25 protein-coding genes are annotated in these 24,715 nt (G+C 54.2%); 9 read left to right on the top strand and 16 right to left on the bottom strand.

All coding sequences use genetic code 11. The annotated features are described in order from the left end of the window. The first annotated feature begins 10 nt into the window (after positions 1-10). Positions 11-1,945: an exoribonuclease II gene (locus ACERY3_RS08765; RefSeq protein ID WP_096151365.1), complete on the top strand. Its 1,935-nt coding sequence runs from the start codon at positions 11-13 to the stop codon at positions 1,943-1,945. Positions 1,946-2,267: 322 nt separating this feature from the next. Further along, positions 2,268-4,259 (top strand): cyclic di-GMP phosphodiesterase, encoded by a 1,992-nt coding sequence (gene pdeR, locus ACERY3_RS08770; RefSeq protein WP_029740520.1) that lies wholly within the window; start codon positions 2,268-2,270, stop codon positions 4,257-4,259. Here the strand turns inward: pdeR and ACERY3_RS08775 are convergent. Continuing rightward, positions 4,256-5,125 (bottom strand): crotonase/enoyl-CoA hydratase family protein, encoded by an 870-nt coding sequence (locus ACERY3_RS08775; protein ID WP_058841294.1) that lies wholly within the window; start codon positions 5,123-5,125, stop codon positions 4,256-4,258. The two genes, pdeR and ACERY3_RS08775, sit on opposite strands and share 4 nt — an antisense overlap. A gap of 193 nt (positions 5,126-5,318) precedes the next feature. Here ACERY3_RS08775 and ACERY3_RS08780 point away from each other — a divergent pair, with 193 nt between their 5' ends. The 3 genes from ACERY3_RS08780 to osmB all read left to right on the top strand — a co-directional run bounded on the left by ACERY3_RS08780 (position 5,319) and on the right by osmB (position 6,779). Further along, positions 5,319-5,501: a hypothetical protein gene (locus ACERY3_RS08780; RefSeq protein ID WP_024907126.1), complete on the top strand. Its 183-nt coding sequence runs from the start codon at positions 5,319-5,321 to the stop codon at positions 5,499-5,501. A gap of 43 nt (positions 5,502-5,544) precedes the next feature. Then, positions 5,545-6,297, top strand: a complete 753-nt coding sequence (locus ACERY3_RS08785) for a DNA-binding transcriptional regulator YciT (protein WP_063145057.1) — start codon at positions 5,545-5,547, stop codon at positions 6,295-6,297. Positions 6,298-6,560: 263 nt separating this feature from the next. After that, positions 6,561-6,779 (top strand): osmotically-inducible lipoprotein OsmB, encoded by a 219-nt coding sequence (osmB, locus tag ACERY3_RS08790; RefSeq protein WP_008501216.1) that lies wholly within the window; start codon positions 6,561-6,563, stop codon positions 6,777-6,779. Between the two features lie 105 nt (positions 6,780-6,884). On the opposite strand, the gene yciH is transcribed toward osmB, so the two are convergent. The 5 genes from yciH to pgpB form a co-directional block, all read right to left on the bottom strand. Next, positions 6,885-7,211 (bottom strand): stress response translation initiation inhibitor YciH, encoded by a 327-nt coding sequence (yciH, locus tag ACERY3_RS08795; RefSeq protein ID WP_058841295.1) that lies wholly within the window; start codon positions 7,209-7,211, stop codon positions 6,885-6,887. Beyond that, positions 7,211-7,948 (bottom strand): orotidine-5'-phosphate decarboxylase, encoded by a 738-nt coding sequence (gene pyrF / locus ACERY3_RS08800; protein WP_045355906.1) that lies wholly within the window; start codon positions 7,946-7,948, stop codon positions 7,211-7,213. The genes yciH and pyrF overlap by 1 nt, the downstream gene beginning before the upstream one ends. 186 nt (positions 7,949-8,134) lie before the next feature. Continuing rightward, entirely contained in the window at positions 8,135-9,304 is a 1,170-nt protein-coding gene (gene lapB, locus ACERY3_RS08805) for a lipopolysaccharide assembly protein LapB (RefSeq protein ID WP_023335944.1), read from the bottom strand. A 6-nt stretch (positions 9,305-9,310) separates the two neighbouring features. Further along, positions 9,311-9,619, bottom strand: coding sequence for a LapA family protein (locus tag ACERY3_RS08810; protein WP_023312067.1), 309 nt, complete (start codon positions 9,617-9,619; stop codon positions 9,311-9,313). Between the two features lie 148 nt (positions 9,620-9,767). Continuing rightward, positions 9,768-10,535: a phosphatidylglycerophosphatase B gene (gene pgpB / locus ACERY3_RS08815; RefSeq protein WP_047061013.1), complete on the bottom strand. Its 768-nt coding sequence runs from the start codon at positions 10,533-10,535 to the stop codon at positions 9,768-9,770. A gap of 197 nt (positions 10,536-10,732) precedes the next feature. Here pgpB and ribA point away from each other — a divergent pair, with 197 nt between their 5' ends. Beyond that, positions 10,733-11,323 (top strand): GTP cyclohydrolase II, encoded by a 591-nt coding sequence (ribA, locus tag ACERY3_RS08820; RefSeq protein WP_008501210.1) that lies wholly within the window; start codon positions 10,733-10,735, stop codon positions 11,321-11,323. 37 nt (positions 11,324-11,360) lie between these two features. Here ribA and acnA read toward each other — a convergent pair whose 3' ends face one another. From acnA to topA, 6 genes are all read right to left on the bottom strand, one after another. After that, positions 11,361-14,036 carry an aconitate hydratase AcnA gene (gene acnA / locus ACERY3_RS08825; RefSeq protein ID WP_373225485.1) on the bottom strand — a complete coding sequence of 892 codons (2,676 nt, stop codon included), beginning with the start codon at positions 14,034-14,036 and terminating at the stop codon, positions 11,361-11,363. Between the two features lie 161 nt (positions 14,037-14,197). Then, positions 14,198-14,296: a small membrane protein YmiC gene (gene ymiC / locus ACERY3_RS08830; RefSeq protein WP_032623144.1), complete on the bottom strand. Its 99-nt coding sequence runs from the start codon at positions 14,294-14,296 to the stop codon at positions 14,198-14,200. Positions 14,297-14,434: 138 nt separating this feature from the next. Continuing rightward, entirely contained in the window at positions 14,435-14,605 is a 171-nt protein-coding gene (locus ACERY3_RS08835) for a hypothetical protein (RefSeq protein WP_032656727.1), read from the bottom strand. Between the two features lie 2 nt (positions 14,606-14,607). Next, positions 14,608-14,748: a YmiA family putative membrane protein gene (locus ACERY3_RS08840; RefSeq protein ID WP_213327741.1), complete on the bottom strand. Its 141-nt coding sequence runs from the start codon at positions 14,746-14,748 to the stop codon at positions 14,608-14,610. Between the two features lie 338 nt (positions 14,749-15,086). After that, on the bottom strand, positions 15,087-16,061 hold the full coding sequence (gene cysB, locus ACERY3_RS08845; RefSeq protein WP_008502814.1) for an HTH-type transcriptional regulator CysB: 975 nt from the start codon (positions 16,059-16,061) through the stop codon (positions 15,087-15,089). A 187-nt stretch (positions 16,062-16,248) separates the two neighbouring features. Next, positions 16,249-18,846, bottom strand: a complete 2,598-nt coding sequence (gene topA, locus ACERY3_RS08850; protein ID WP_373225486.1) for a type I DNA topoisomerase — start codon at positions 18,844-18,846, stop codon at positions 16,249-16,251. Positions 18,847-19,245: 399 nt separating this feature from the next. Between topA and ACERY3_RS08855 the strand changes: the two genes are divergently transcribed. Beyond that, positions 19,246-19,497, top strand: a complete 252-nt coding sequence (locus ACERY3_RS08855; RefSeq protein ID WP_023312072.1) for a YciN family protein — start codon at positions 19,246-19,248, stop codon at positions 19,495-19,497. 34 nt (positions 19,498-19,531) lie between these two features. On the opposite strand, the gene sohB is transcribed toward ACERY3_RS08855, so the two are convergent. Then, positions 19,532-20,578: a protease SohB gene (gene sohB / locus ACERY3_RS08860; protein ID WP_048975113.1), complete on the bottom strand. Its 1,047-nt coding sequence runs from the start codon at positions 20,576-20,578 to the stop codon at positions 19,532-19,534. Between the two features lie 251 nt (positions 20,579-20,829). Here sohB and ACERY3_RS08865 point away from each other — a divergent pair, with 251 nt between their 5' ends. Continuing rightward, the gene (locus ACERY3_RS08865; RefSeq protein ID WP_058841296.1) at positions 20,830-21,591 is read left to right on the top strand and encodes a YciK family oxidoreductase; all 762 of its coding nucleotides are present in this window, start codon (positions 20,830-20,832) and stop codon (positions 21,589-21,591) included. Continuing rightward, positions 21,588-22,178, top strand: a complete 591-nt coding sequence (gene cobO / locus ACERY3_RS08870) for a cob(I)yrinic acid a,c-diamide adenosyltransferase (RefSeq protein ID WP_023312075.1) — start codon at positions 21,588-21,590, stop codon at positions 22,176-22,178. Before ACERY3_RS08865 ends, cobO begins: the two co-directional genes overlap by 4 nt. Positions 22,179-22,213: 35 nt before the next feature. Here cobO and rluB read toward each other — a convergent pair whose 3' ends face one another. The 3 genes from rluB to rnm all read right to left on the bottom strand — a co-directional run bounded on the left by rluB (position 22,214) and on the right by rnm (position 24,684). Continuing rightward, positions 22,214-23,089: a 23S rRNA pseudouridine(2605) synthase RluB gene (rluB, locus tag ACERY3_RS08875; protein WP_023312076.1), complete on the bottom strand. Its 876-nt coding sequence runs from the start codon at positions 23,087-23,089 to the stop codon at positions 22,214-22,216. 96 nt (positions 23,090-23,185) lie between these two features. Then, a complete protein-coding gene (locus tag ACERY3_RS08880) occupies positions 23,186-23,806 on the bottom strand; it encodes an L-threonylcarbamoyladenylate synthase (RefSeq protein ID WP_373225487.1) in 621 nt (206 codons plus the stop codon). Beyond that, on the bottom strand, positions 23,803-24,684 hold the full coding sequence (gene rnm, locus ACERY3_RS08885; protein WP_373225488.1) for an RNase AM: 882 nt from the start codon (positions 24,682-24,684) through the stop codon (positions 23,803-23,805). Before rnm ends, ACERY3_RS08880 begins: the two co-directional genes overlap by 4 nt. Positions 24,685-24,715: the final 31 nt, after the last annotated feature.

Consider the following 24,715-nt stretch of genomic DNA (forward strand, 5'->3'; position numbering starts at 1 on the left):
ATAGAACATTATGTTTCAGGACAACCCGCTGCTAGCGCAGCTTAAACAGCAACTGCATTCCCAGACGCCGCGTGCAGAAGGGGTCGTAAAAGCCACGGAAAAGGGCTTTGGCTTCCTTGAGGTTGACGCGCAGAAAAGCTACTTCATTCCGCCTCCGCAGATGAAGAAAGTGATGCATGGCGATCGCGTCATGGCCGTCATTCATACCGAGAAGGATCGCGAGTCTGCCGAGCCGGAAGAACTGATCGAACCGTTCCTGACCCGCTTTGTGGGCAAGGTGCAGAAAAAAGACGATCGTCTTGCTATCGTGCCGGATCATCCCCTGCTGAAAGATGCTATTCCCTGCCGCGCCGCCCGTGGCGTTGAGCATGATTTTAAAGAAGGTGACTGGGCTGTAGCAGAAATGCGCCGTCATCCTCTGAAAGGCGATCGCGGTTTTTATGCTGAGCTGACCCAGTTCATCACCTTTGGCGCCGACCACTTTGTGCCATGGTGGGTCACGCTGGCACGCCACAATCTTGAAAAAGAAGCGCCGAACGGCGTAGCGACCGAGATGCAGGACGAAGGTCTGACGCGCCGCGATCTCACCGCGCTGGAGTTTGTCACCATCGACAGCGCCAGCACGGAAGATATGGATGACGCGCTGTACGCCGAAGAGAGCGCCGATGGCAAACTGCATCTGACCGTCGCCATTGCCGATCCAACCGCCTGGATTGCCGAAGGCAGCAAGCTTGATGACGCGGCGAAAATCCGTGCGTTCACCAACTACCTGCCGGGCTTCAACATTCCGATGCTGCCGCGCGAATTGTCAGACGATCTCTGCTCGCTGCGTCCAAATGAAGTGCGCCCGGTCCTTGCCTGCCGCATGACTATCGCCGCAGATGGCGCGATTGAAGACGATATCGAGTTCTTTGCCGCTACCATCGAATCGAAAGCCAAGCTGGCCTACGATAACGTCTCCGACTGGCTTGAAAATACCGGTAGCTGGAAACCTGAATCAGACGCCATTGCCGCGCAAATCCGTCTGCTGCATCGCATCTGCCTGAACCGCGGCGAGTGGCGTAAAACCCACGCGCTGGTGTTCAAAGACCGCCCGGATTATCGCTTTGTTCTGGGCGAGAAAGGCGAAGTGCTGGACATCGTGGCCGAACCGCGACGCATTGCGAACCGCATCGTTGAAGAGGCGATGATTTCCGCCAACATCTGTGCCGCACGCGTGCTGCGCGACAGGCTGGGCTTTGGCATTTACAACGTCCACACCGGGTTTGATCCGGCGAATACCGAAGCGCTGGCGGCCCTGCTGAAAAATCACGATGTGCACGTTGATCCGGAAGAAGTGCTGACGCTGCCGGGCTTCTGCAAGCTTCGCCGCGAGCTGGACGCGCAGCCGTCGGGCTTCCTGGACAGCCGCATTCGTCGCTTCCAGTCCTTCGCTGAAATCAGCACCGAGCCTGGCCCGCACTTTGGCCTTGGCCTCGAAGCTTACGCCACCTGGACATCGCCGATCCGTAAGTATGGCGATATGGTTAACCACCGCCTGCTGAAAGCGATTATCAAAGGTGAAACCATTGCCCGTCCTCAGGAGGACACCACGCTGCAGATGGCCGATCGTCGCCGTCTGAACCGCATGGCCGAGCGTGACGTTGGTGACTGGCTGTACGCACGCTTCCTGCAGGATAAAGCCGGTACGGACACCCGTTTCGCCGCAGAGATCATCGATATCAGCCGCGGGGGTATGCGCGTCCGCCTGGTCGATAACGGTGCTGTCGCGTTTATTCCTGCGCCGTTCCTGCATGCGGTTCGTGACGAAATGGTCTGTAGCCAGGAAAACGGTACCGTGCAAATTAAAGGTGAAACAGTTTACAAAGTCACCGACGTGATAGACGTTACTATCGCCGAAGTTCGCATGGAAACCCGCAGTATTATCGCGCGCCCTGTCGCCTGATAACCGGTTCAATTGTCGGCTATTTCCTCTCCGGAAGGGCCGACAATTTTTCTTTTTATCCCCGCCACAAAATCATTATTTTTCCTTACTATTTTCAGTATCCCTTCGCCCAAAACCGCCATAATTATCTACAGTAAAAGAGTGTTGTTATATTCGGTTACGTGAATTTCTATACGCTCGGTATCCTTTTTAACCTGACTCGTTTTATTATAAGAAAGCAGGGAAAACAACAGGTTCACTTCGGTTTTGCCGCTGTTTCTCAACGGAAAAGTCGACAGCAAATGAATAATTTGTGCGCTAATGAACAGCTGCGGGAGAAAACATGATGGACGATCTGGAGCAGAATTTGCTGTTTCGCTACATGGGGACTCACAGCCCGTGGTGGCGCCTGTCAGCTGACAGCAACGCTCTGCACCTTTCCACCAGCGAAAATGCCGATGTCACTCAGGTCGTGGCGCTGGATGATGAACAGGCCGATCTCATCCGTCATTTAACCGTTATTACCTCCAGCATTTCCATGTCGCTCTCCCTGTACGGAGAAGATGTCCCGGTTCATCTTGTGGGCCGTAAAATTACCCGCAACGAGTGGGCAGGCACCGCTTCCGCCTGGAACGATACGCCCTCCGTGGCGCGCGATCTGGCTCAGGGGCTCTCTTTCGCGGAACAGGTTGTCTCAGAGGCTAACTCCGTCATTGTTATTCTCGATCAGCACGGCAATATTCAGCGTTTTAACCGGCTTAGCGAAGAGTACACCGGCCTGAAAGAGCAAGAAGTGATTGGGCAGAACGTGTTTAAGCTGTTTATGAGCCGCAGCGAAGCGGCAGCCTCAAAGCGCAATATTACCGGTTTTTTTCGCAACGGCAGTTCCTACGAAGTCGAACGCTGGATCAAAACGCGTAAAGGGCAGCGCCTGTTTCTGTTCAGAAATAAATTCGTGCACAGCGGCAGCGGTAAAAATGAAATTTTCCTTATCTGTTCCGGGACCGATATTACCGAGGAGCGCCGCGCTCAGGAGCGGCTGCGCGTGCTGGCCAATACCGATACCATCACCGGCCTGCCCAACCGCAATGCGATCCACGATCTGATTTCTGACGCTATCGACAACCGCGGCGACACGCAGGTGGGCGTGGTGTATCTCGATCTGGATAACTTTAAAAAGGTCAATGACGCTTACGGGCATATGTTTGGCGATCAGCTGTTGCAGGCTGTCGCCCTCGCCATTTTGAGCTGTCTGGATGAAGAACAGGTGCTGGCGCGTCTTGGCGGCGATGAGTTTATCGTCATGGCCACCAATACCTCTCAGGGCTCTCTGGAGGCGATGGCGTCGCGCATTTTAACCCGTCTGCGCCAGCCGTTCCGAATTGGTCTGATTGAGATTTATACCGGCTGCTCTCTGGGTATCGCCCTCGCCCCGCAGCACGGGAACGACCGGGAAAGCGTTATTCGCAACGCCGATACCGCCATGTACACCGCCAAAGAGAACGGCCGGGGCAAGTTCTGCGTCTTCTCACCCGAGATGAACCAGCGCGTGTTTGAGTATCTCTGGCTGGATACCAACCTGCGCAAGGCCCTGGATAACGATCAGCTTCTGATCCACTATCAGCCGAAAATAACCTGGCGTGGAGAAGTCAGAAGCCTTGAAGCGCTGGTACGCTGGCAATCGCCAGAACGCGGCCTGATCCCGCCGCTGGAGTTTATCTCTTATGCCGAAGAGTCGGGGTTGATTGTGCCGCTGGGCCGCTGGGTGATGCTCGATGTGGTTCGCCAGGTGGCAAAATGGCGCGATAAGGGAATAAACCTGCGCGTGGCGGTGAACGTCTCTGCACGCCAGCTGGCCGACCAGACCATCTTCAGCGACTTAAAGCAGGCGCTGAAGGATCTGAATTTTGAATACTGCCCGGTCGACGTTGAGTTGACCGAAAGCTGTCTTATCGAAAATGAAGAGCTGGCGCTGTCCGTGATCCAGCAGTTCAGCCGACTCGGGGCGCAAATTCATCTGGATGATTTTGGCACCGGCTACTCTTCCCTTTCTCAGCTGGCCCGCTTCCCTATCGACGCCATTAAGCTCGATCAATCTTTCGTCAGGGATATTCATAAGCAGTCTATTTCCCAGTCACTGGTGCGCGCTATCGTCGCGGTGGCGCAGGCGTTAAATCTGCAGGTGATTGCCGAGGGTGTGGAGAATGCAAAAGAAGACGCCTTTCTGACCAAGAACGGCGTCAACGAACGGCAGGGTTTTCTGTTTGCTAAGCCGATGCCCGCTGCCGCATTCGAGCGATGGCTAAAACGATATCAAGCGCGAAATCAACGTTAACTGGCTTTACGCAGGCCCGCCGCGTGATGGCGGTTTTGCAGCGTGACCAGACGCTCCATGTAGGCGATATCTTTCGGCTCCAGGCAGAAAGCGGCATCAACCCAGTCTTCCGTGATGTCCATCAGTTCACTGCGAGGCAATTGCAGAACGCGAGTACGGGCGCGCAGCATCGCCCTTACGCCATTCAGTTTTGGCCGCAGCGTATCGATGAAGGTTCGTGTAGAGACATAGCTTTGTCCCGGTTCAAACAGGACATCCACCAGCCCGTGCTGTTCGTACCATTCAGCCGTATGGGATTCCCCTTTGTAGATGAGTTCCTCCGCCAGCTTCATGCCTGAACGGCGTGCAACCAGGGAATATCCTCCCATACCCGGAAACAGGTTGAAGGCAATCTCCGGGAAACCTAAACGGGCATCGCGCTGAGCCAGGACGAAATGGTGCGCCAGAGCGGCCTCAAACCCGCCCCCTAACGCACTGCCTTCTACCATTGCCAGAGTGATGGCTCCCGTATCAAACCCCCGTGAGGCCGCATGGACGCAATCAACGCAGGCGCGAGCGTACGCCCGTAACGCTTCCCGACGTCCGTTCTGAATGCACTCGACGAAGAACTGTAAATCTCCGCCCGTATTGTACATCTCGGGAACCAGCGATCCGGTTACCCAAAAATCAACCGCAAACCCAGACTGGCGAACCAGCCATGAAAAGTTCATGATCTCCTCTATTAACGCATGGTTAAAGCAAGGACGTGGCTGAGCCCGCAGCATCATCCAGACCGTGTGACGCTCCGCCTCGTAATATCCTGACAGCTGCGTGAACCGTTCAGTATCGGTAAACAGTGTGCAGGTAGGCTGATTGATAACTGTCATAGTCTAATTCCTCTTATAAAAAAGCGCCTTGCGCGCAGTTTTAGACTAATCCAGTCATTAAGCCTGCTGCATGAGGGGGAATAAATTTATCACTTACGTTTATGTAATTTAGTTATTGCATTTTTTCCCTTCTCTTTTGATCCTATTTTCTGCATCATTGAAAATATTAACTTTTCGCGCCTGGGGTGAGATTATGTCGACTATTGACGCACAAGCTGTAGCACAACGAATTGATACCGTGCTGGATATCCTGGTGGCGGGCGATTATCACTCTGCTATCCGTAATCTCGAGATCCTGAAGTCTGAACTTCTTGCTCAGAATGGTGCTGACAACGCGCCTGAAAACAGACAGCCAAAAGCGCCGTGGGAAGTTTAACCCCACCGTCTCCGACCTCGTTTCGCTTTATTAAATGGATGCTATGAATTCCCGACAACAACTCATTTTGCAGATGGTCATCGATCAGGGACGCGTAAGCGTAGTCGATCTCGCTAAAACCACTGGCGTGTCTGAAGTCACCATCCGCCAGGATCTTAATCTGCTGGAAAAACAGAGCTACCTGCGTCGCGCGCACGGATATGCTGTCCCGCTGGACAGTGACGACGTTGAGACGCGCATGATGAATAACTACGCGCTCAAACGTGAACTGGCGGAATTTGCCGCGTCCCTGGTGAACAACGGCGAGACCGTCTTTATTGAAAACGGCAGCAGCAATGCCCTTCTGGCGCGCACGCTTGCCGATCAAAAAGACGTTACTATCATCACCGTCAGCAGCTATATCGCGCATTTGCTCAAAGAGACGCGCTGCGAGGTGATTCTGCTCGGCGGTATTTACCAGAAAAAAAGTGAAAGCATGGTAGGCCCGCTGACCCGTCAGTATGTCCAGCAGGTTCATTTCAGCAAGGCCTTCATCGGAATTGACGGCTGGCAGCCGGAGACGGGTTTTACCGGACGGGATATGATGCGCTCTGACGTCGTGAATGCCGTGCTGGAAAAAGAGTGTGAAGCCATTGTGCTCACCGACAGTTCTAAATTTGGCGCCGTTCACCCTTATACGATGGGCCCCGTTTCACGCTTTAGCCGCGTGATTACCGACGAAAGATTGAGCGACGTTCACCGTAATAAGCTGGAAGATGACGGACTGATCGTCAATATTATTAAAACGACCGCCTGAGTCCCCTCCGCGCCCGAATTTCGGGCGCATATGCCCTTCTTTCTCTGAGATGATTCCTGGTACTTCTTTAAGAGTTTTTACCTGTTTAACCTGCATTAAAGTCGTAAAATTAATGTTAGCGATATAACAGGAAGTGACTATCACCTGCGTGATTACGTAACGCCTGCGCGACCAGCTTTCACGGAGAACAGAATTAAGTATTCGATTCGTCTATACTTAACGTGTACATCTTTCCGTGAATCGATAATTCAGGAGAAAGTATTATGACCTTAACCAGCAAAAAATTAGCCGCCGCTGTTCTGGCAATCACTGTAGCAATGTCCCTGAGCGCGTGCTCTAACTGGTCTAAACGTGACCGTAACACCGCTATTGGTGCCGGTGCCGGTGCTCTCGGTGGTGCAGTATTAACGGATGGTAGTACGCTGGGTACATTAGGTGGCGCTGCTGTCGGTGGTATTATCGGTCACCAGGTTGGCAAATAATTATTCTCTAAGCCTTCCCCGGTATTGCGATATTTGAACGCATTTCAGGTCTGACATACGCACGTATATAACACGAGCCACGGCATTTGCCGTGGCTCATTTATTTTAACCGCCTGCCAGTTTGACTTTCATACCTTTGGCTTCCAGCAGAGATTTTATTAAATCGCGCTTATCTCCCTGGATTTCAATAATGCCGTCTTTCACGGCGCCGCCGCAGCCACATTTCTTTTTCAACTCGGCCGCCAGCTTTGCCAGTTCAGCATCATCCAGGTCAATACCGGAGATAAGGCAAACCCCTTTCCCTTTTCGTCCACTGATCTGGCGCTGGATCCGAACAATGCCGTCCCCCTTTGGACGTTCCACTTTCGCTTTCGGCTCGTCTATACGCCCACTGTCGGTTGAATAGACCAGTCGGCTGTTGGAATCGGTCATTACGCCCCCTTTTTCAGCGATGCGTTGATAGCCTTAAGCGTCTCAGCCGGGTTGGCAGACTGCGTTACCGGACGTCCGATGACCATGTAGTCAACGCCAGCAGCCAGCGCCTGCTCAGGCGTCATAATACGGCGCTGATCGCCCACTTCGCTGCCTGCAGGACGGATCCCCGGCGTAACCAGTTTAAAATCCTGGCCCAGCGCTGATTTGAAACGTACCGCTTCCTGCGCGGAGCAGACGACGCCATCCAGGCCGCAATGCTGCGTCAGACGCGCGAGACGTTCGGCATGCTCGGCGGGTGACAACGTCACGCCCAGGTCGCGAAGATCGTTTTCGTCCATACTGGTCAGCACCGTGACCGCAATCAGCAACGGTGCATCTTTACCGAACGGCAGGAGCGCCTCACGGGCGGCCGTCATCATTCTTGCCCCACCCGATGCGTGGACGTTGACCATCCATACGCCCAGCTCTGCGGCTGCGGCAACGGCGTGCGCCGTGGTATTCGGGATATCGTGGAATTTCAGGTCGAGGAAAACGTCAAAGCCGCGCTGCTGCAGATCGCGAACGATTTGCGGTCCAAACAGCGTGAACATCTCTTTGCCAACTTTCAGACGGCAGTCGCGAGGGTCGATGCCGTCGACAAACGCCAGTGCAGCGTCACGCTTATTGTAATCAAGCGCAACAACAACAGGAGAATCCGTAATTACGCGGGAAGTGGAGGATGTAACAGACGTCATGACCAGCCCTTTTCGTCTATGGGCGCGCAGCGGCGCGGAACAGATAAACGGCCAGCATTCTACCTGCCGACGCCGCAAATTGACAGGATCCATTTACGCGCCTGCCAGGCCGACAAACCGCACGGAGTTCAGGATATGGGAAAAACGATCAGTATGTTGTAACTAAAGTGGAGTGTTTTAAAAAAATTACTGCCCGTCCAGACCGCGGATTGGCTTGATGGTGGACCAGGCGCGGCAGGAAGGACAGTGCCAGTAGAGCGTATACGCGGTAAAACCACACTTCTGGCAACGATAGCGCGGCTTGCTGCGCACCTGTTCGCCAACCATGTCGCGCAGCACCATCAGGCTCTCTTTGGCGCGCCCTTCTTCAGCATCGTTCAGATGGTAATCCATCAGCTTGTGGAACACCCGCATGGTCGGATGACGCTGCAGCTGACGCGTAATATAAACCTGCGCGGTGTCGCTTCCCTCATACTGCTCAACGACGTCTGAGAGCATCAGTTCAGCGGTGGCGCCGGTATTCTCTTCCACGCAGCGACGCAGGAATGCTACCCACTCTTCCTGCTTGTCGAGCTGTTGATAGCAGGTTTGCAGCATTTCCAGCGTTTCACTGACCAGCTCTTTGTCCTGGTCGATAACCCGCAGCAGGCTTTCAACGGCTTTGGCGTAGTCGCCATTCGCCATAAAGACGCGCCCCATCATGATGGAGATGCGCGCGCTGTTGCGGTCCGCGGCGGCGCCTTTCTTCAGCAGCGCCATGGCTTTATCCATGTCGTCGTTGCCCATCTGCTGAAGAGCAAGCTCACAGTAGAAATGGGCTATCTCAACGCGCTGCTTATCTTTACCCAGCTTCACCAGACGTTCAGCGGTATCAATGGCTTTCTGCCAGTCGCTGGTGGCCTGATAAATCTGCAGGAGCTGCTGCAGCGCGCCGATGCGGAAATCTGTTTCGTCCACCAGCTGCGCGAACATATCTTCAGCGCGATCGTACAACCCCGCGGCCATGTAATCCCGCCCCAGCTGTTGCACCGCAAGGAGACGTTGATCGTAGGTCAGCGAGGCGCTTTCCATCAGGGTCTGGTGAATACGAATGGCGCGATCGACCTCGCCGCGCGAGCGGAACAGGTTGCCCAGGGTGAGATGCGCTTCAACCGTCCCCGTATCCTCTTTCAGCATATCGAGGAACAGGTCTACCGCTTTGTCCTGCTGATTGCTCAGGAGGAAGTTCACCCCCGCAACGTAGTCGCGGGAGAGGCGGTTGGCCTCATCCTGTTTTGTTTGTTGCGCACTTCTGCGGCCCATATACCAGCCATAGGCTGCGGCTACAGGCAAAAGCAGAAACAACAACTCCAGCATAGTCGATTATTCCTTCACGACCGGCACACCAGAGCTTTCCGGGATGTCAGACGCAGGGGCAATGTTATTTTCGAGTCGCTTAATTTTACGTTCAGCGCGCGCAAGAGAAACACGGACTTTCAGCCAGAACAGACCGCAAACCAGCCAGCCAATGGCAAAGCCGGCAGCAAATAAGACCGCCAGCAGGCTCGAGACGCGATACTCACCCTGAGCCAGCAGATAGTTAAACGTCACCTGCTGATCGTTTTGTGCACCCAACGTGACTGAAATGACAAAAATCGCCAATACCAGTAAGAAAATGAGTAAATATTTCACATTACTTCCCGTTATGTGGTTCAAGCGAATAAAGTGTGTTCAATTCACCGCAATCAGCCTTATAAACTACCATTTTAGCGACGAGCGCGAAACGGAAAAAGTGTCGCGCAGGTCATGGATCTATGGGCAAAATACGGAATATCAACCGTCAGGCGTCTGTCTGGTCCCTTTCGGCTATTTCTTCTTTCTCTTCTGGCGGTGGCGTTAGCGGGCCGCAGAATCGTTCAGTGAGCCAGGTCGCCATCATAATCAGCAGCCATGAGATGAGCGTGGCGACGACCAGGTCCCGCGGCCAGTGCATCCCCAGCAGCAGGCGGCTTCCCATAACCCCGGTCGCCCAGATCAGTAAAATCACGATAGTGATCGTTCGACGCCTTGGCCAAAGCAGCCCAACTCCCAGCAACGCCCAGCTGGCCGCAAACATGGTGTGACCGGAAGGAAACGCGAACCCGGTCTCTTTCTGCCAGTGTTTACGCAAGAATTTCGGGATATCCTGCTGTTCCGCAAGCTGTTCTTTCACCAGCGCGCCGCGATCTTTACGCTTTAAATTGTAGAACTCATCTACCGGAACATGATGCGTTTTTTCCAGCCAGACGACAAAAGGACGCGGCTCCTGAACGCGATCTTTAACCCAGGACTTCACGCCCTGACCGACAAGGATAGCGCCCCCGAGGATCGCAAAGAGCATCAGCGCCGCGCGCAGACGAAAGCGCAGGCACCACAGAAACCAGGCGCAGAGGAGTACGTGGGTAATAATCCCCCACGGCTGGGTGACCGTTTCCGTTATCCAGTATAACGTTTTCAGCCACGTGGCGTTCTGCCCGGGCTGCCACATCCAGCCTGAAAGCCATACGGCCAGAGGCATAATCAGTAAAATGGCCGCACCTGCTGCCGTACGTCTGGCGATTGAAAGCATGTCTTCTCCTTTTTCGCTAAGCGTCACAATCATAACTGAAATTAATCATCCGGGTGGATATGTCGGATCGTGCGTTTAACGTTCATATAGCATGGTGCCCATTAGGCGAACCTGCTGAGCTTGTGGCAAAATGAACTGATACAGAAAGCAAAACAGGGCAAAGGCACGAAACGTGTCAGCCTACTCTGGAGAATCACATGCAGCTTAAACGTGTGGCAGAAGCCAAACTGCCAACCCCATGGGGCGATTTCCTGATGGTGGGTTTTGAAGAACTGGCAACCGGACAGGATCATGTCGCGTTGGTTTATGGTGACATTTCAGGGCAGACGCCGGTTCTGTCCCGCGTCCATTCAGAGTGTCTTACCGGCGACGCGCTGTTCAGCCTGCGCTGTGATTGTGGTTTCCAGCTGGAAGCCGCCCTGTCTCATATTGCAGAAGAAGGTCGCGGTGTGCTGCTTTATCACCGTCAGGAGGGTCGTAATATTGGTCTGCTGAATAAAATCCGCGCTTACGCGCTTCAGGACCAGGGCTACGATACGGTTGAAGCAAACCATCAGCTTGGCTTTGCCGCTGACGAACGCGACTTCACCTTGTGCGCCGATATGTTCAAGCTGCTGGGCGTGGACGAAGTTCGCCTGCTGACCAATAATCCGAAAAAAGTGGAGATCCTGACCGAAGCGGGGATCAACATCGTCGAGCGCGTACCGCTGATTGTCGGCCGAAACCCGAAAAACGCCCACTACCTGGATACCAAAGCCGCCAAAATGGGCCATCTGCTGAAAGAGTGAGGCTAAAAAGCCCGGCACGGGTGCCGGGCTCGTTTCATCAGTCCAGCATCTTACGAATCACATAATGTAAAATGCCGTCGTTCTGGTAATAGGTCAGCTCGGTTGCCGTATCAATACGGCACCGGCAATCCAGCACCTCGATTTTCCCGTCTGCCCGCGTTAACTTCACCGGCACCGTTTTACCCGGCTGCAGGTTTTGCAGACCGCTAATCTCGATCTGCTCTTCCCCGGTCAGTCCCAGCGTTTTACGCGTCACGCCCTGCGGAAACTCAAGCGGCAGGATCCCCATACCGATCAGATTCGAGCGGTGAATACGTTCGAACGATTCGGCGATGACCACGCGAACGCCAAGCAGGCGCGGACCTTTCGCCGCCCAGTCGCGGCTGGAGCCGGAACCGTACTCTTTCCCGGCGATCACCGCCAGCGGCGTACCTTCCTGTTGATATTTGACCGCCGCATCATAAATCGAAACCACTTCCGTCCCCGGCAGATGGCGCGTCATGCCCCCTTCCACGCCCGGGACCATTTCGTTACGAATGCGGATGTTGGCAAACGTTCCGCGCATCATGACTTCATGGTTGCCGCGACGCGATCCGTAGGAGTTAAAATCGCGGCGTTCGACGCCCCGGCTCTGCAGATAACGGCCTGCCGGGCTATCGGCTTTGATACTCCCCGCCGGAGAGATATGGTCGGTCGTGACGGAATCTCCCAGCATCGCCAGTATGCGCGCGCCGTGGATATCCTTAAGCGGTGCCGGCTCGGCCAGCATCTCATCAAAGAACGGCGACAGACGAATATAGGTCGAGTCATCCTGCCAGTCGTAGGTATCTGAGCCCACGACGTTGATGGTTTTCCACTCCGGCGTGCCTTCAAAGACCTCCGCATACTCTTTACGGAACATCTCGGTTGAGACCTTTTCAACGGCCAGCGCGATTTCACGCGAAGATGGCCAGATATCTTTCAGGTAGACAGGATCGTTTTTGCGATCGTGACCAATTGGATCGATCGCCAGGTTGATATTCATGTTCCCTGCAAGGGCATACGCCACGACCAGCGGCGGCGAGGCAAGCCAGTTGGTTTTCACCAGCGGGTGAATACGCCCTTCAAAGTTTCGGTTACCGGACAGGACCGCGCCTACCGTCAGGTCACCCTGCTTGATCGCCGTTTCAATCGGTTCAGGCAGCGGACCGGAGTTACCAATACAGGTCGTGCAGCCGTAGCCCACGAGGTTAAAGCCCAGTTCGTCAAGGTACGGCGTCAGTTTGGCCTGCGCCAGGTAATCCGATACCACTTTGGAACCCGGTGCCAGCGAGGCTTTGACCCATGGCTGAGGTTTTAGCCCAAGCTCTACCGCCTTTTTCGCCAGCAGACCGGCCGCCATTAAGACGCTGGGGTTCGAGGTGTTGGTGCAGGAGGTAATGGCCGCAATAACAACCGCGCCATCCGGGAGCTGATACTGATGTCCGTTCAGAACATAGTCGACCGGACGGTGATCTTTCTGCGCCACGTTCACTTCAAGGGCATTGCTGGCGGCAAAGGCTTTTGGCACGTCACTCAGCGCAACCCGATCCTGTGGACGTTTCGGTCCGGCGAGGCTCGCCTCGACGCTTCCCATATCGAGTTCGAGCGTGCTGGTGAAGACCGGTTCATCGCCCGGGTTTCGCCACATGCCCTGCGCTTTGGTATAGGCCTCCACCAGCGCGACCTGCTCTTCGCTGCGCCCGCTAAGGCGCATGTATTCCAGCGTGACGTCATCGATGGGGAAAAAGCCGCAGGTTGCACCGTATTCCGGCGCCATATTGGCAATGGTGGCGCGGTCGGCCAGCGGCAGCGAATCCAGACCATCCCCGTAGAATTCTACAAACTTGCCCACCACACCATGCTTACGCAGCATCTGGGTGACGGTGAGCACCAGATCGGTGGCGGTAATGCCTTCAGACAGCTTGCCGGTGAGCTTGAAGCCCACCACGTCAGGGATAAGCATGGACACCGGCTGGCCGAGCATGGCCGCTTCCGCTTCGATACCCCCGACGCCCCAGCCCAGCACGCCCAGACCGTTGATCATGGTGGTATGGGAGTCCGTGCCCACCAGCGTGTCCGGATAGGCGACCCACTCTTTATCCTGCAATTCACTCCAGACGGCTTTACCCAGATATTCAAGGTTAACCTGGTGACAAATACCGGTACCCGGCGGGACCACGCTAAACCGGCTGAACGCCTGCTGCCCCCACTTCAGGAATACGTAGCGCTCGTGGTTGCGCTCCATCTCCAGACGCACGTTCTCGCCAAAGGCGTCGTCATCACCAAAGCGGTCAACGGTTACGGAGTGGTCAATGACGAGGTCAACAGGGGAAAGCGGATTCACTTTTGCCGTATCTCCGCCGAGACGCTTAACGGCCTCGCGCATCGCGGCTAAATCAACGACGGCAGGAACACCGGTAAAGTCCTGCATCAGCACCCTGGCCGGGCGGTAGGCGATTTCTCTGTCGGCATGGGCATTTTCCAGCCACCCTGCCAGCGCCTGGATATCATCGAGGGTGACAGAGTCACCGTCCTGCCAGCGCAATAGATTTTCCAGTAAAACTTTCAATGACTTGGGTAAACGCGAAATGTCCCCAAGCGTTCTGGCAGCCAGCGGCAGGCTGTAGTAATGCCAGGTTTTATTTTCTGCCTGTAACGTATCCTTACTGGCTTCGCGTAGGGTTAACGACATAAGCTCCTCCTTAATCACAGAGATGCCCCGACAATCATCAGGGCCGTAATTAAAGATAACACAAAGATGTCGTAACGTTTTGATAACAACCCAAATTGATAAATTTAGGATTGGTCCAGAAAGGAAAAACAAAAAACCCCGCCTTAGCGAGGTTTTACAATTTAGTGGAGGGCCAACCAGATGAGCTGACTCCAGAACAGAATCGACACGGTAAAAACGCCGATCCATGACCAGTATTTGTGAGACGTCATGTTATTCATCATAGGGACACCAGGCATTATTTATTAAAAGTTCCGAGGTAAGTCCTCAGTGCTATATTGCTGATGTGTATTTATTAAAGAGTACGAAAGTGCAGAGTCGATATTCAGACTATTTGCATCATTACGCAATTAACTAAATTATTGTTTTTTGGGTTCGTCTTCTGCGAACACATCAATAAACGCTTGCTGCTGCGGCGTCAGTTTCCAGGACGCGGGTACAACAGTCGCAGGTGCTTTACGCCCTCTGTGGCCGTTGTCACGATGCTGACACATCTGTTTTACCGTTTCTGTACGTACCGTCACTGCCATATTTAACCCCAATATTTCCAGGCCAGGAGAGCAACCACCACCCAAAACAGGGTAGAGACGAGAAAGACCGCCAGCCAGGCTTTACGCTTGAGCGCAGGATCCCTTTGCGGTTCTTCACTTCCTGAAGGCATTGCTAACCTCATACAATCGACATCGCTTATCATTTAGGACCAAACAATTGGTACAATTAATCATCTGTTGAGATAAATCCTAAAGAAACTTTAGCCGAAAAGCCAGTGAATTTACGCACCGGAAGGTATGAAATATTCAATCTTTTGACCAGAAATAAATAATTGAAAAGAAAAATTTGCGAAGGCGTAAATTAGTTTCTACTTTTGTCGCCAATTCACGACATTATAACCTTACGAATTAAATGGATAATGACATTATATGACAGGGGATACGCAGATGATGATAATTCTAATTTAGCTTTGAGGCGTTATTTCGGTATCTTTCCCTAAGGGAAAGATACCGGGTGTGATTATTTTTCGGGGAGTTTGATGTCTTTAAACATCTCTTCAATATCTTCATTTGAGCGTAATGCAACGGCGGTATCAACCACGTCACGCGTTAAATGAGGGGCAAAGCGCTGAATAAAATCATACATATAGCTGCGCAGGAAGGTGCTGCGACGGAAGCCAATCTTTGTGGTGCTATGACTGAAAACATCATGCGCATCAAGACGCACCAGGTCAGGGTCTGACACCGGATCCACCGCCATGCTGGCAATAACGCCCACTCCCAGACCAAGCCGCACATAGGTTTTAATCACGTCGGCGTCCGTCGCGGTAAAGACAATGCGCGGCGTTAACCCTGCCCGGTTAAAGGCCGTATCAAGCTCGGACCGTCCGGTAAAGCCAAACGTATACGTTACCAGCGGATATTGCGCCAGCTCTTCGATAGTGACCGACCCTTTGCCCGCCAGGGGGTGATCGGGGGTCACCACGATAGAACGGTTCCAGTGATAGCATGGAAGCATCACCAGATCGTCATACAGGTGAAGCGCTTCGGTGGCGATGGCAAAATCTGCATTCCCCTTGGAAACGGCTTCAGCAATTTGCGTTGGCGAACCCTGATGCATATGCAAAGAGACGCGAGGATAACGCTCGATAAAGCCTTTGATAACGCCGGGTAGCGCATAGCGCGCCTGGGTATGCGTCGTGGCAATATACAGCGAACCTTTATCCGGCCAGGTGTGTTCTCCCGCCACAGACTTAATCGCATCGACTTTGGAGAGGACTTCACGCGCAATGCGGATGATTTCCTGCCCCGCAGGCGTCACCTGGGTGAGATGCTTACCGCTGCGGGCAAATATCTGGATACCTAACTCGTCCTCCAGCATACGAACTTGTTTGCTGATGCCCGGTTGCGAGGTATACAACCCCTCGGCGGTAGAAGAGACGTTAAGGTTATGATTCACCACCTCAACGATATAACGAAGCTGCTGTAATTTCATGCCAGACCATCCGATTTAGCGCATGCGGTCAATCGCTTAAGACGATTTAATAATAAGAAACAGGTTAACTATAACCACTATATCATTTATAGCCTGACTGTATAGTACGGAACAAAAAATAATAACAAGGCAATAAAAAAGGGCCGGAAATCCGGCCCTTTTACAGGTAAGTTACGGTAAGGGAAGATTATTTCTTGCCTTCGACCCATTTGCCATCGACAAAGAAGGCTGACCATCCGGTCGCTTTACCCTCTTTCTCGGCCGCAACATACTGCTGCTTAGTTTTACGGCTAAACCGTACCACGGTTTTGTTGCCTTCCGGATCCTGCTGTGGCGCATCGGCCAGATAACGCAGTTTCTCAGGCAGACGATCGCGGAAGCGATGCAACTCTTCCACCAGCGGCGCGCGCGTTTCACGCGATTTCGGGAAGGTGTTGGCGGCCAGGAAGACACCTGCGGCACCATCACGCAGCACGAAGTACGCGTCGGATTTCTCGCACGGCACTTCTGGCAGCGGAACCGGATCTTCCTTCGGAGGAGCCACTTCGCCGTTACGCAGAATTTTGCGCGTGTTTTTACACTCGTCGTTGGTACAGGCCATGTACTTACCGAAACGCCCCATTTTCAGGTGCATTTCAGAGCCGCACTTCTCGCATTCCACAATCGGGCCGTCATAGCCTTTAATGCGGAACTCGCCCTCTTCGATCTCATACCCGTCACACGTTGGGTTATTACCGCAGACGTGCAGCTTACGTTTTGGATCGATCAGATAGCTGTCCATTGCCGTGCCGCATTTCTTGCAGCGGCGTTTGGCACGCAGAGCGTTAGTTTCCGCATCATCACCCTCCAGCACGTTGAGCACTTCGTTCTCAGGCACCAGGTTGATGGTGGTTTTGCAGCGCTCTTTTGGTGACAGCGCATAGCCGGAGCAGCCAAGGAATACGCCCGTGGTTGCGGTGCGGATCCCCATCTTGCGGCCGCAGGTTGGACAGTCGATGCTGGTCAGAACCATCTGGTTAGGCAGCATGCCGCCCTCTTCAGGGTCTTTCTCCGCTTTTTCAAGCTGGTCGGTAAAGTCGCTGAAGAAGCTGTCGAGTACCTTTTTCCATTCCGCCTGATGGCTGGCAACCTGGTCGAGGCTGTCTTCCATTTGCGCGGTGAAATCGTAGTTCATCAACTCACGGAAGTTTGCTTCCAGACGGTCAGTGACGATCTCACCCATTTTTTCCGCATAGAAACGACGGTTTTCAACGCGCACATAGCCGCGGTCCTGAATCGTCGAGATGATGGACGCGTAGGTCGAAGGACGACCAATACCGCGTTTTTCCAGCTCTTTCACCAGGGACGCCTCACTGAAGCGTGCAGGCGGCTTGGTAAAGTGCTGTGCCGGAACCAGATCGACAAGCGACAACTCGTCACCTTTGTTCACCGCCGGCAGCGTCCGGTCTTCATCACCTTTACGCAGCGCAGGCATCACTTTCGTCCAGCCGTCGAAACGCAGGATACGACCGCGCGCTTTGAGGCGGAACTCGCCCGCGCCAACGGTCAGCGTGGTGGAGTCATACTGCGCTGGCGTCATCTGGCACGCCACGAACTGACGCCAGATCAGCTGATACAGCTTCTGCGCGTCGGCTTCCATGTCTTTCAGCGATTCCGCTAACACCGAGACGTCAGAAGGACGAATCGCTTCGTGTGCTTCCTGAGAGTTCTCTTTGCTGGCGAACTGGTTAGCGCTTTCCGGCAGGTATTTCTTACCGAAATTGTCACTGATGTAGCCGCGCACCATGCTGACCGCGTCCTGGCTCAGGTTGGTTGAGTCGGTACGCATGTAGGTGATGTAACCCGCTTCGTACAAGCGCTGGGCCATCATCATGGTTTTCTTCACGCCATAGCCCAGACGCGTGCTTGCAGCCTGTTGCAGCGTGGAGGTAATAAACGGTGCCCCCGGCTTGCTGCTGGTCGGTTTGTCTTCACGTTCCAGCACCTGATAGCGTGCTTTTTCCAGCAGCGCTACGGCGGCCATAGTCTGGTCGCGGTTTTCTGGACGGAAAGGCTTGTCGTTGTGATGGCTCACCTGCAGCGGCAGAGCGTCACCGCCCGGCGTGGTCACATTGGCATCGACTTCCCAGAACTCTTCCGGCACGAAGGCTTTAATTTCGCGCTCACGCTCAACGACCAGACGCACGGCGACGGATTGCACACGCCCTGCGGACAGGCCACGGGCAATCTTCTTCCACAGCAGTGGAGAGACCATGTAGCCCACAACGCGGTCCATAAAGCGACGTGCCTGCTGTGCGTTTACGCGGTCAATATTCAGTTCGCCCGGCTTCTCAAACGCCTGACGAATCGCATTCTTCGTAATTTCGTTAAACACTACACGGCTGTAGCGTTCGTCATCACCACCAATCACTTCCCGCAGGTGCCACGCAATGGCTTCCCCTTCGCGGTCAAGGTCGGTTGCGAGATAGATGTGGTCTGCTTTTTCAGCAAGCTGCTTCAGCTCGTTAACGACTTTTTCTTTCCCGGGCAGCACTTCATATTGTGCATCCCAGTTATGCCATGGGTTAACACCCATGCGGTTGACAAGCGCGCTACGTTCATCCTTTTTAGGCTTTTTAGCCCCTTTGGTGGAGGTAGAGTCTGCGCTCTTTTTGCTGGCTGAGCCACTGGTCGGCAAATCGCGGATATGACCGACGCTGGACTTAACCACGTAGTCATTACCCAGATACTTATTGATCGTTTTGGCTTTTGCCGGGGACTCAACGATGACGAGAGCTTTACCCATATTCACCTTTACCTAATTTAATTCTTCCAGGAATACGCCGCACGTTGATTTCCCTTCCGCTGACGACGAGCCAATGATATTGCGACTGCGTCAGGAGATATCAACCCCTTTGACTTACCGGACGTTAATGAGAAGACGCCCAGGTGATTGAGTTTTCGGGTATTTTTCTCACATCTCGTGTAATTCGTGACGAATTCCCGGTTGAATGTCAAGCAATTCTGTTGCCAGAATGACGAAAGCGCACACTCTACCTGATAAAATTCGTTACGCAACTTTATTAGCATGCAAAAGCAGATCCCGCCAGCCAGGACCCTGCACCTTATCCCCTCACATTACAGGGAAAATTTGCCCCCAAAGCGCCCTCGGCGTAGACTATTGTCACTGTTTAAGGAGTGGATTATGCAGAATACGACCCAACCTATTGACCGAGCCTCTCTGCTTATCGAAGCAAACAAGCTTATCCGTGACCATGAAGATACGCTGGCGGGCATTGAAGCCACCGGCGTAGAGCAGCGTAATGGCGTGCTGATTTTCAGCGGCGAATACTTCCTTGACGAACAGGGTTTACCGACCCCGAAAAGCACCGCCGTGTTTAACATGTTCAAATACCTGGCGCATACGCTTTCAGAGAAATATCACCTGGTCGATTAATGCAAAACGCGAGGCATATGCCTCGCGTTTTTGTTTACAGCAGCGGTTTCTGTCCGCGCTGTAGCCAGCGCAGCAGCAGACGGTCCGCGCTTTCTGCCGCACTGTTGGTAAAGCGGTCAAGGAGTCGCTTACGCTGGGTAAAGCGCACACCCACCAGTTCCCGGCCTTCCATCAGATTGAGCAGCAGATCGTCGCTGGTTCCGACTTCATCCACCAGCCCTTTCTCCTGCGCCTGGACGCCGTACCAGTGCTCGCCCGTCGCGACCTGTTCAATATCGAGCGTTGGGCGCATACGGTGTACAAAATCTTTAAAGAGATGATGCGTTTCGTTGAGATCTTCGCGGAATTTTTGACGCCCTTCTTCCGTGTTTTCCCCCAGCAGCGTCAGGGTACGTTTGTACTGACCCGCCGTGTGAAGTTCGATATCAATCTCTTTATTTTTCAGGAAGCGGTTAAAGTTCGGAATTTGTGCGACCACGCCGATCGAGCCAATAATGGAGAACGGCGCGGCAACAATTTTGTCCGCCACGCAGGCCATCATGTAGCCACCGCTCGCGGCCACTTTATCCACGGCAACGGTCAGCGGGATCTGTTTTTCACGCAGGCGCTGCAGCTGTGAGGCGGCCAGTCCGTAACCGTGAACCACCCCGCCCGGGCTTTCAAGACGCACGACAACCTGATCCTGCGGTGTCGCCACGGCCAGAACGGCAGTCACTTCTTCCCGCAGAGAAGACACTTCATGCGCATCCATACTGCCTTTAAAATCGAGCACATAGACGCGTGGCGTGGCCTTATCCTGCGGCGCATTGAGCTTTGCTTTTGCCTTTGCCGCTTTGGCTTCCTGTTTATGCTTTTTCTTCTGCGCTTTCTGCCAGAGCTTCTGTTGATGACTATCAAGCAGCGCCAGAGACATCTCTTCCTGCATCTCTTTATACTGCTCGCTCAGGCGGGTGATGCGTAACTCCCCACGCTGACGCTTGCGCTGCGTCAGGTTGGCAATCAGAACGGCAACCACCGCAATGGCAACCACCACCGTCGCGATTTTGGCCAAAAACAACCCATATTGAGAAAGTAATTCCACGCGTTCCACCTTGATTTAACCACGAATCTTTCACGGCAGTGTACAACAGCCCTGCCCATGCGTCTCGCTCGTGACATTACCTCTGCGAGCCGCCTTCAGGAATCCCCGGGCTGGAGTTTAAATATTTGCAAATTGTTAATTTTACAGTAATGCGTCCTGTAGACTGATTGAATTATTAGGCTAATTCGGGCATAAAGCCGAAAAGTCATTATAAAGGCGCCATTGCGTCACCGGTCGCCTGAGGAGTCACCGTGCATTATCAACCGCAAAAAAATCTGCTGCAAAACCGGATTATTCTTGTCACCGGTGCCAGCGACGGGATTGGCCGCGAGGCAGCCCTGACATACGCCGAATATGGCGCGCACGTCATTCTGATCGGGCGCAACGAAGAAAAACTGAAAAACGTCGCTCAGGAGATTGAGGCCGTATGCGGCACGCCGGCCCCGTGGTATACGCTCGATTTACTGACCTGCACGCCTGCGGTGTGCCAGGAATTAGCCCAGCGCATCAGCGCTCACTATCCGAGACTCGACGGCGTGCTGCATAACGCCGGTTTGCTAGGTGAAGTGCGTCCGATGGATGAACAGGATCCAGATATCTGGCAGCAGGTGATGCAGGTCAACGTCAACGGCACGTTTTTCCTCACACAGGCATTGCTTCCTTTATTACTCAAATCCGAGTCCGGGTCCCTGGTCTTTACCTCGTCCAGCGTTGGCCGTGAAGGACGCGCAAACTGGGGAGCCTATGCTGTATCAAAATTCGCGACTGAAGGCATGATGCAGGTGCTGGCGGAGGAGTACCAGAGCCGCCATCTGCGCGTAAACTGCATTAACCCGGGCGGTACGCGCACCAAAATGCGCGCCAGCGCGTTCCCGAGCGAAGATCCGCAGAAGCTGAAAACCCCGGCAGACATTATGCCGCTCTATCTCTGGCTGATGGGCGACGACAGCCGCCGCAAAACCGGGATGACCTTTGACGCCCAGCCGGGACGTAAACCAGGAATTTCGCAATGAGTGAAGAACGTCATCAGCAGCGCCAGCAGCGTCTGAAAGAACAGGTCGATGCGCGCGTCGCGGCAGCCCAGGACGAACGTGGGATCGTCATCGTTTTTACCGGCAACGGAAAAGGGAAAACCACCGCCGCATTCGGCACGGCGACACGCGCCGTTGGACACGGGCAAAAAGTGGGCGTGATCCAGTTTATCAAAGGCGAATGGCCCAACGGCGAGCGGAATTTACTTGAGCCTCACGGCGTTGAGTTTCAGGTGATGGCGACCGGGTTTACGTGGGATACCCAGAACCGGGAAACCGACACCGCCGCCTGTCTCGCCGTCTGGGAGCATGCAAAGAGAATGCTGGCCGATCCCTCGCTGAATATGGTTCTGCTGGATGAGATCACCTATATGGTCGCCTACGACTACCTGCCGCTGGAAGCCGTGCTGGATGCTCTGAAGAATCGTCCTGTACACCAGACGGTTATCGTCACGGGGCGCGGATGTCATCGGGATATTCTGGAGATGGCCGATACCGTCAGCGAGCTGCGTCCGGTCAAACATGCGTTTGATGCAGGCATCAAAGCGCAAATTGGAATTGATTACTAAAGAAAAAAGCCCGGTTCGTTGACCGGGCTTTTATATTAACCGTTGTTGTTACGGCTGCCGGAACGGCGACTGCTGCTCACCTGGCTGTGTCGCTTCACCGCGCGACGGATCTGATTCGCCTTCATGCGACGACGATCTTTTTCCACCGCCACTTTTGAGGTGGTTTCCGGCGTCAGGCCGACCAGCTCGCGCAGGTAGTTGGTTTGGGTCAGATCCAGTTCGGTATACCCACCGCGCGGCAGACCTTTCGGCAGCAGAATGTCGCCGTAACGGACGCGGATCAGGCGGCTAACCTGCACGCCTACCGCTTCCCAGAGACGACGCACCTCGCGGTTACGGCCTTCGGTCAGGGTCACGTTGTACCACTGGTTAATGCCTTCCCCACCGGTAAACTTGATGGTTTTGAACGCCGCAGGACCGTCTTCCAGCTGAACGCCACGCGACAGATCGCGCAGTTTATTTTCGTCAACCTGGCCAAATACGCGCACCGCGTATTCACGTTCCACTTCACGGCTTGGGTGCATCAGACGGTTTGCCAGCTCACCATCGGTGGTGAACAGCAGCAGACCGCAGGTGTTCACGTCCAGACGGCCGACGGCAATCCAGCGAGCGCCACGCAGTTTAGGCAGACGGTCAAACACCGTCGGACGACCTTCCGGGTCGTTGCGGGTGCACAGCTCGCCTTCCGGCTTGTAGTAAGCCAGCACGCGGCAGATCTGTTCCGCGGACTCTTTAACGGAGATAAGATGACCGTCGATGCGGATCTTCAGCCCCGGTACGATTTCTACGCGGTCACCCAGCGTGGCGATTTTACCGTCCACACTCACGCGGCCCGCTTCAATAATGGCTTCGATTTCACGGCGTGAACCGTGGCCGGCACGCGCCAGCACTTTCTGTAACTTCTCGCTCATTGAGCTTCCTCAGGTGTCGCCTTCACAGGCGTCGAATCAGGTCAAAAGAGGGCTGAGCCCTGCTTTGATGGCCGCGTAGTATATCTGCTTATACCTTTACAAGAAAGGCTTTACGTCACCCACGCCTTCACGAATCACTTCCGGTGCATCTTCGGTTAGGTCGACCACGGTTGTCGGCTGCTGGCCGAGATAGCCGCCGTGAATAATCAGCTCGACCACCTTCTCCAGACGATCTTTGATCTCTTCCGGGTCGGACTCGGTAAACTCGCTTCCCGGCAGCATCAGCGAGGTAGAAAGCATCGGTTCGCCGAGAGTTTCCAGCAGCGCCTGGGCAATCGGGTTCGACGGCACGCGCATGCCGATGGTTTTGCGTTTCTCCTGCAGCAGACAACGCGGTACTTCCTTCGTGCCCTTCAGGATGAAGGTGTAGTTGCCCGGCGTGTTGTTCTTAATCAGGCGAAACGCCACGTTATCAACATACGCATAGGTCGACAGCTCAGAGAGATCGCGGCACATCAGGGTAAAGTTGTGGCCGTCCGGCAGCTGGCGAATACGGCAAATGCGTTCCATTGCCCCTTTATCTTCGATTTTGCAGCCCAGCGCGTAGCCTGAATCGGTCGGGTAGACAATCACGCCGCCTTTGCGGACGATCTCCACGGCCTGGTTGATCAGACGTGGCTGCGGGTTATCCGGATGGATATAGAAAAACTGACTCATACTTCCCTCTCTTCAATTTGCTGCGGCTGTTCCCAGAGCTGCCAGACCGGCTCAACGCCAGCGGGCAGCCAGAGCTTGCGCCCCAGTTCGATCCACGCGCAGGGCTGATGGAAATCAGAGCCCTGTGACCCAAGCAGGCCGAACTGGCGGGCATAGGTCGCGAGCTGCGCGCGCTCGTTGGGCGCCTGCTGACACTGGGCGACTTCCATCGCCTCGCCACCGCATTCGGCAAAGTGTGCCAGCAGCCTTTTCAGCCATTTAGCAGAAAGATTATACCGCCCAGGATGGGCCAGCACGGCCTTACCGCCAGAATGATGAATCACATCAATAGCTTGTTTTATTGTACACCACTGTGGCGGAACGTATCCGGTTTTACCGCGCGCCAGATACTTTTTAAAGACGTCCGCCATGGTCGTCGCTTTGCCCGCGTCGACCAGAAAACGGGCGAAATGACCGCGGGTGACCGCCCCGCCGTTCGCCATCTTTTGCGCGCCTTCCAGCGCGCCCGGAATATGCGCCTTTTCCAGACGCTCGCCGATCATCTCTGCGCGCTGATTGCGGCGCGTTTTTTGTTCTTGCAAAAATACCGTAAGTGCCGGATGGTCTATATCGATATTCAGGCCAACAATATGAATCTCATGGTTTTCCCAGACGGTCGAGATCTCGACGCCGGACACCAGATTCAGCGCCAGCCCGCTGCGGGCAATCTCGGCGCGCGCCGCCGGAATGGCATCAGTGGTATCGTGATCGGTTATCGCCAGCGTGCCGACTCGCATTTCAACGGCGCGATGAACCAGGGCTTCGGGTGTCAGCAGGCCGTCAGAGGCCTGAGTATGGCTGTGTAAATCATAAATAATGGCGTAGGTGGTATCGCTCAAAGCACTTCCCATAACAGGTTGGAGACATCCG

Source organism: Enterobacter cloacae complex sp. ESBL7 (genome assembly GCF_041679625.1).
GTDB lineage: Bacteria > Pseudomonadota > Gammaproteobacteria > Enterobacterales > Enterobacteriaceae > Enterobacter > Enterobacter asburiae_B.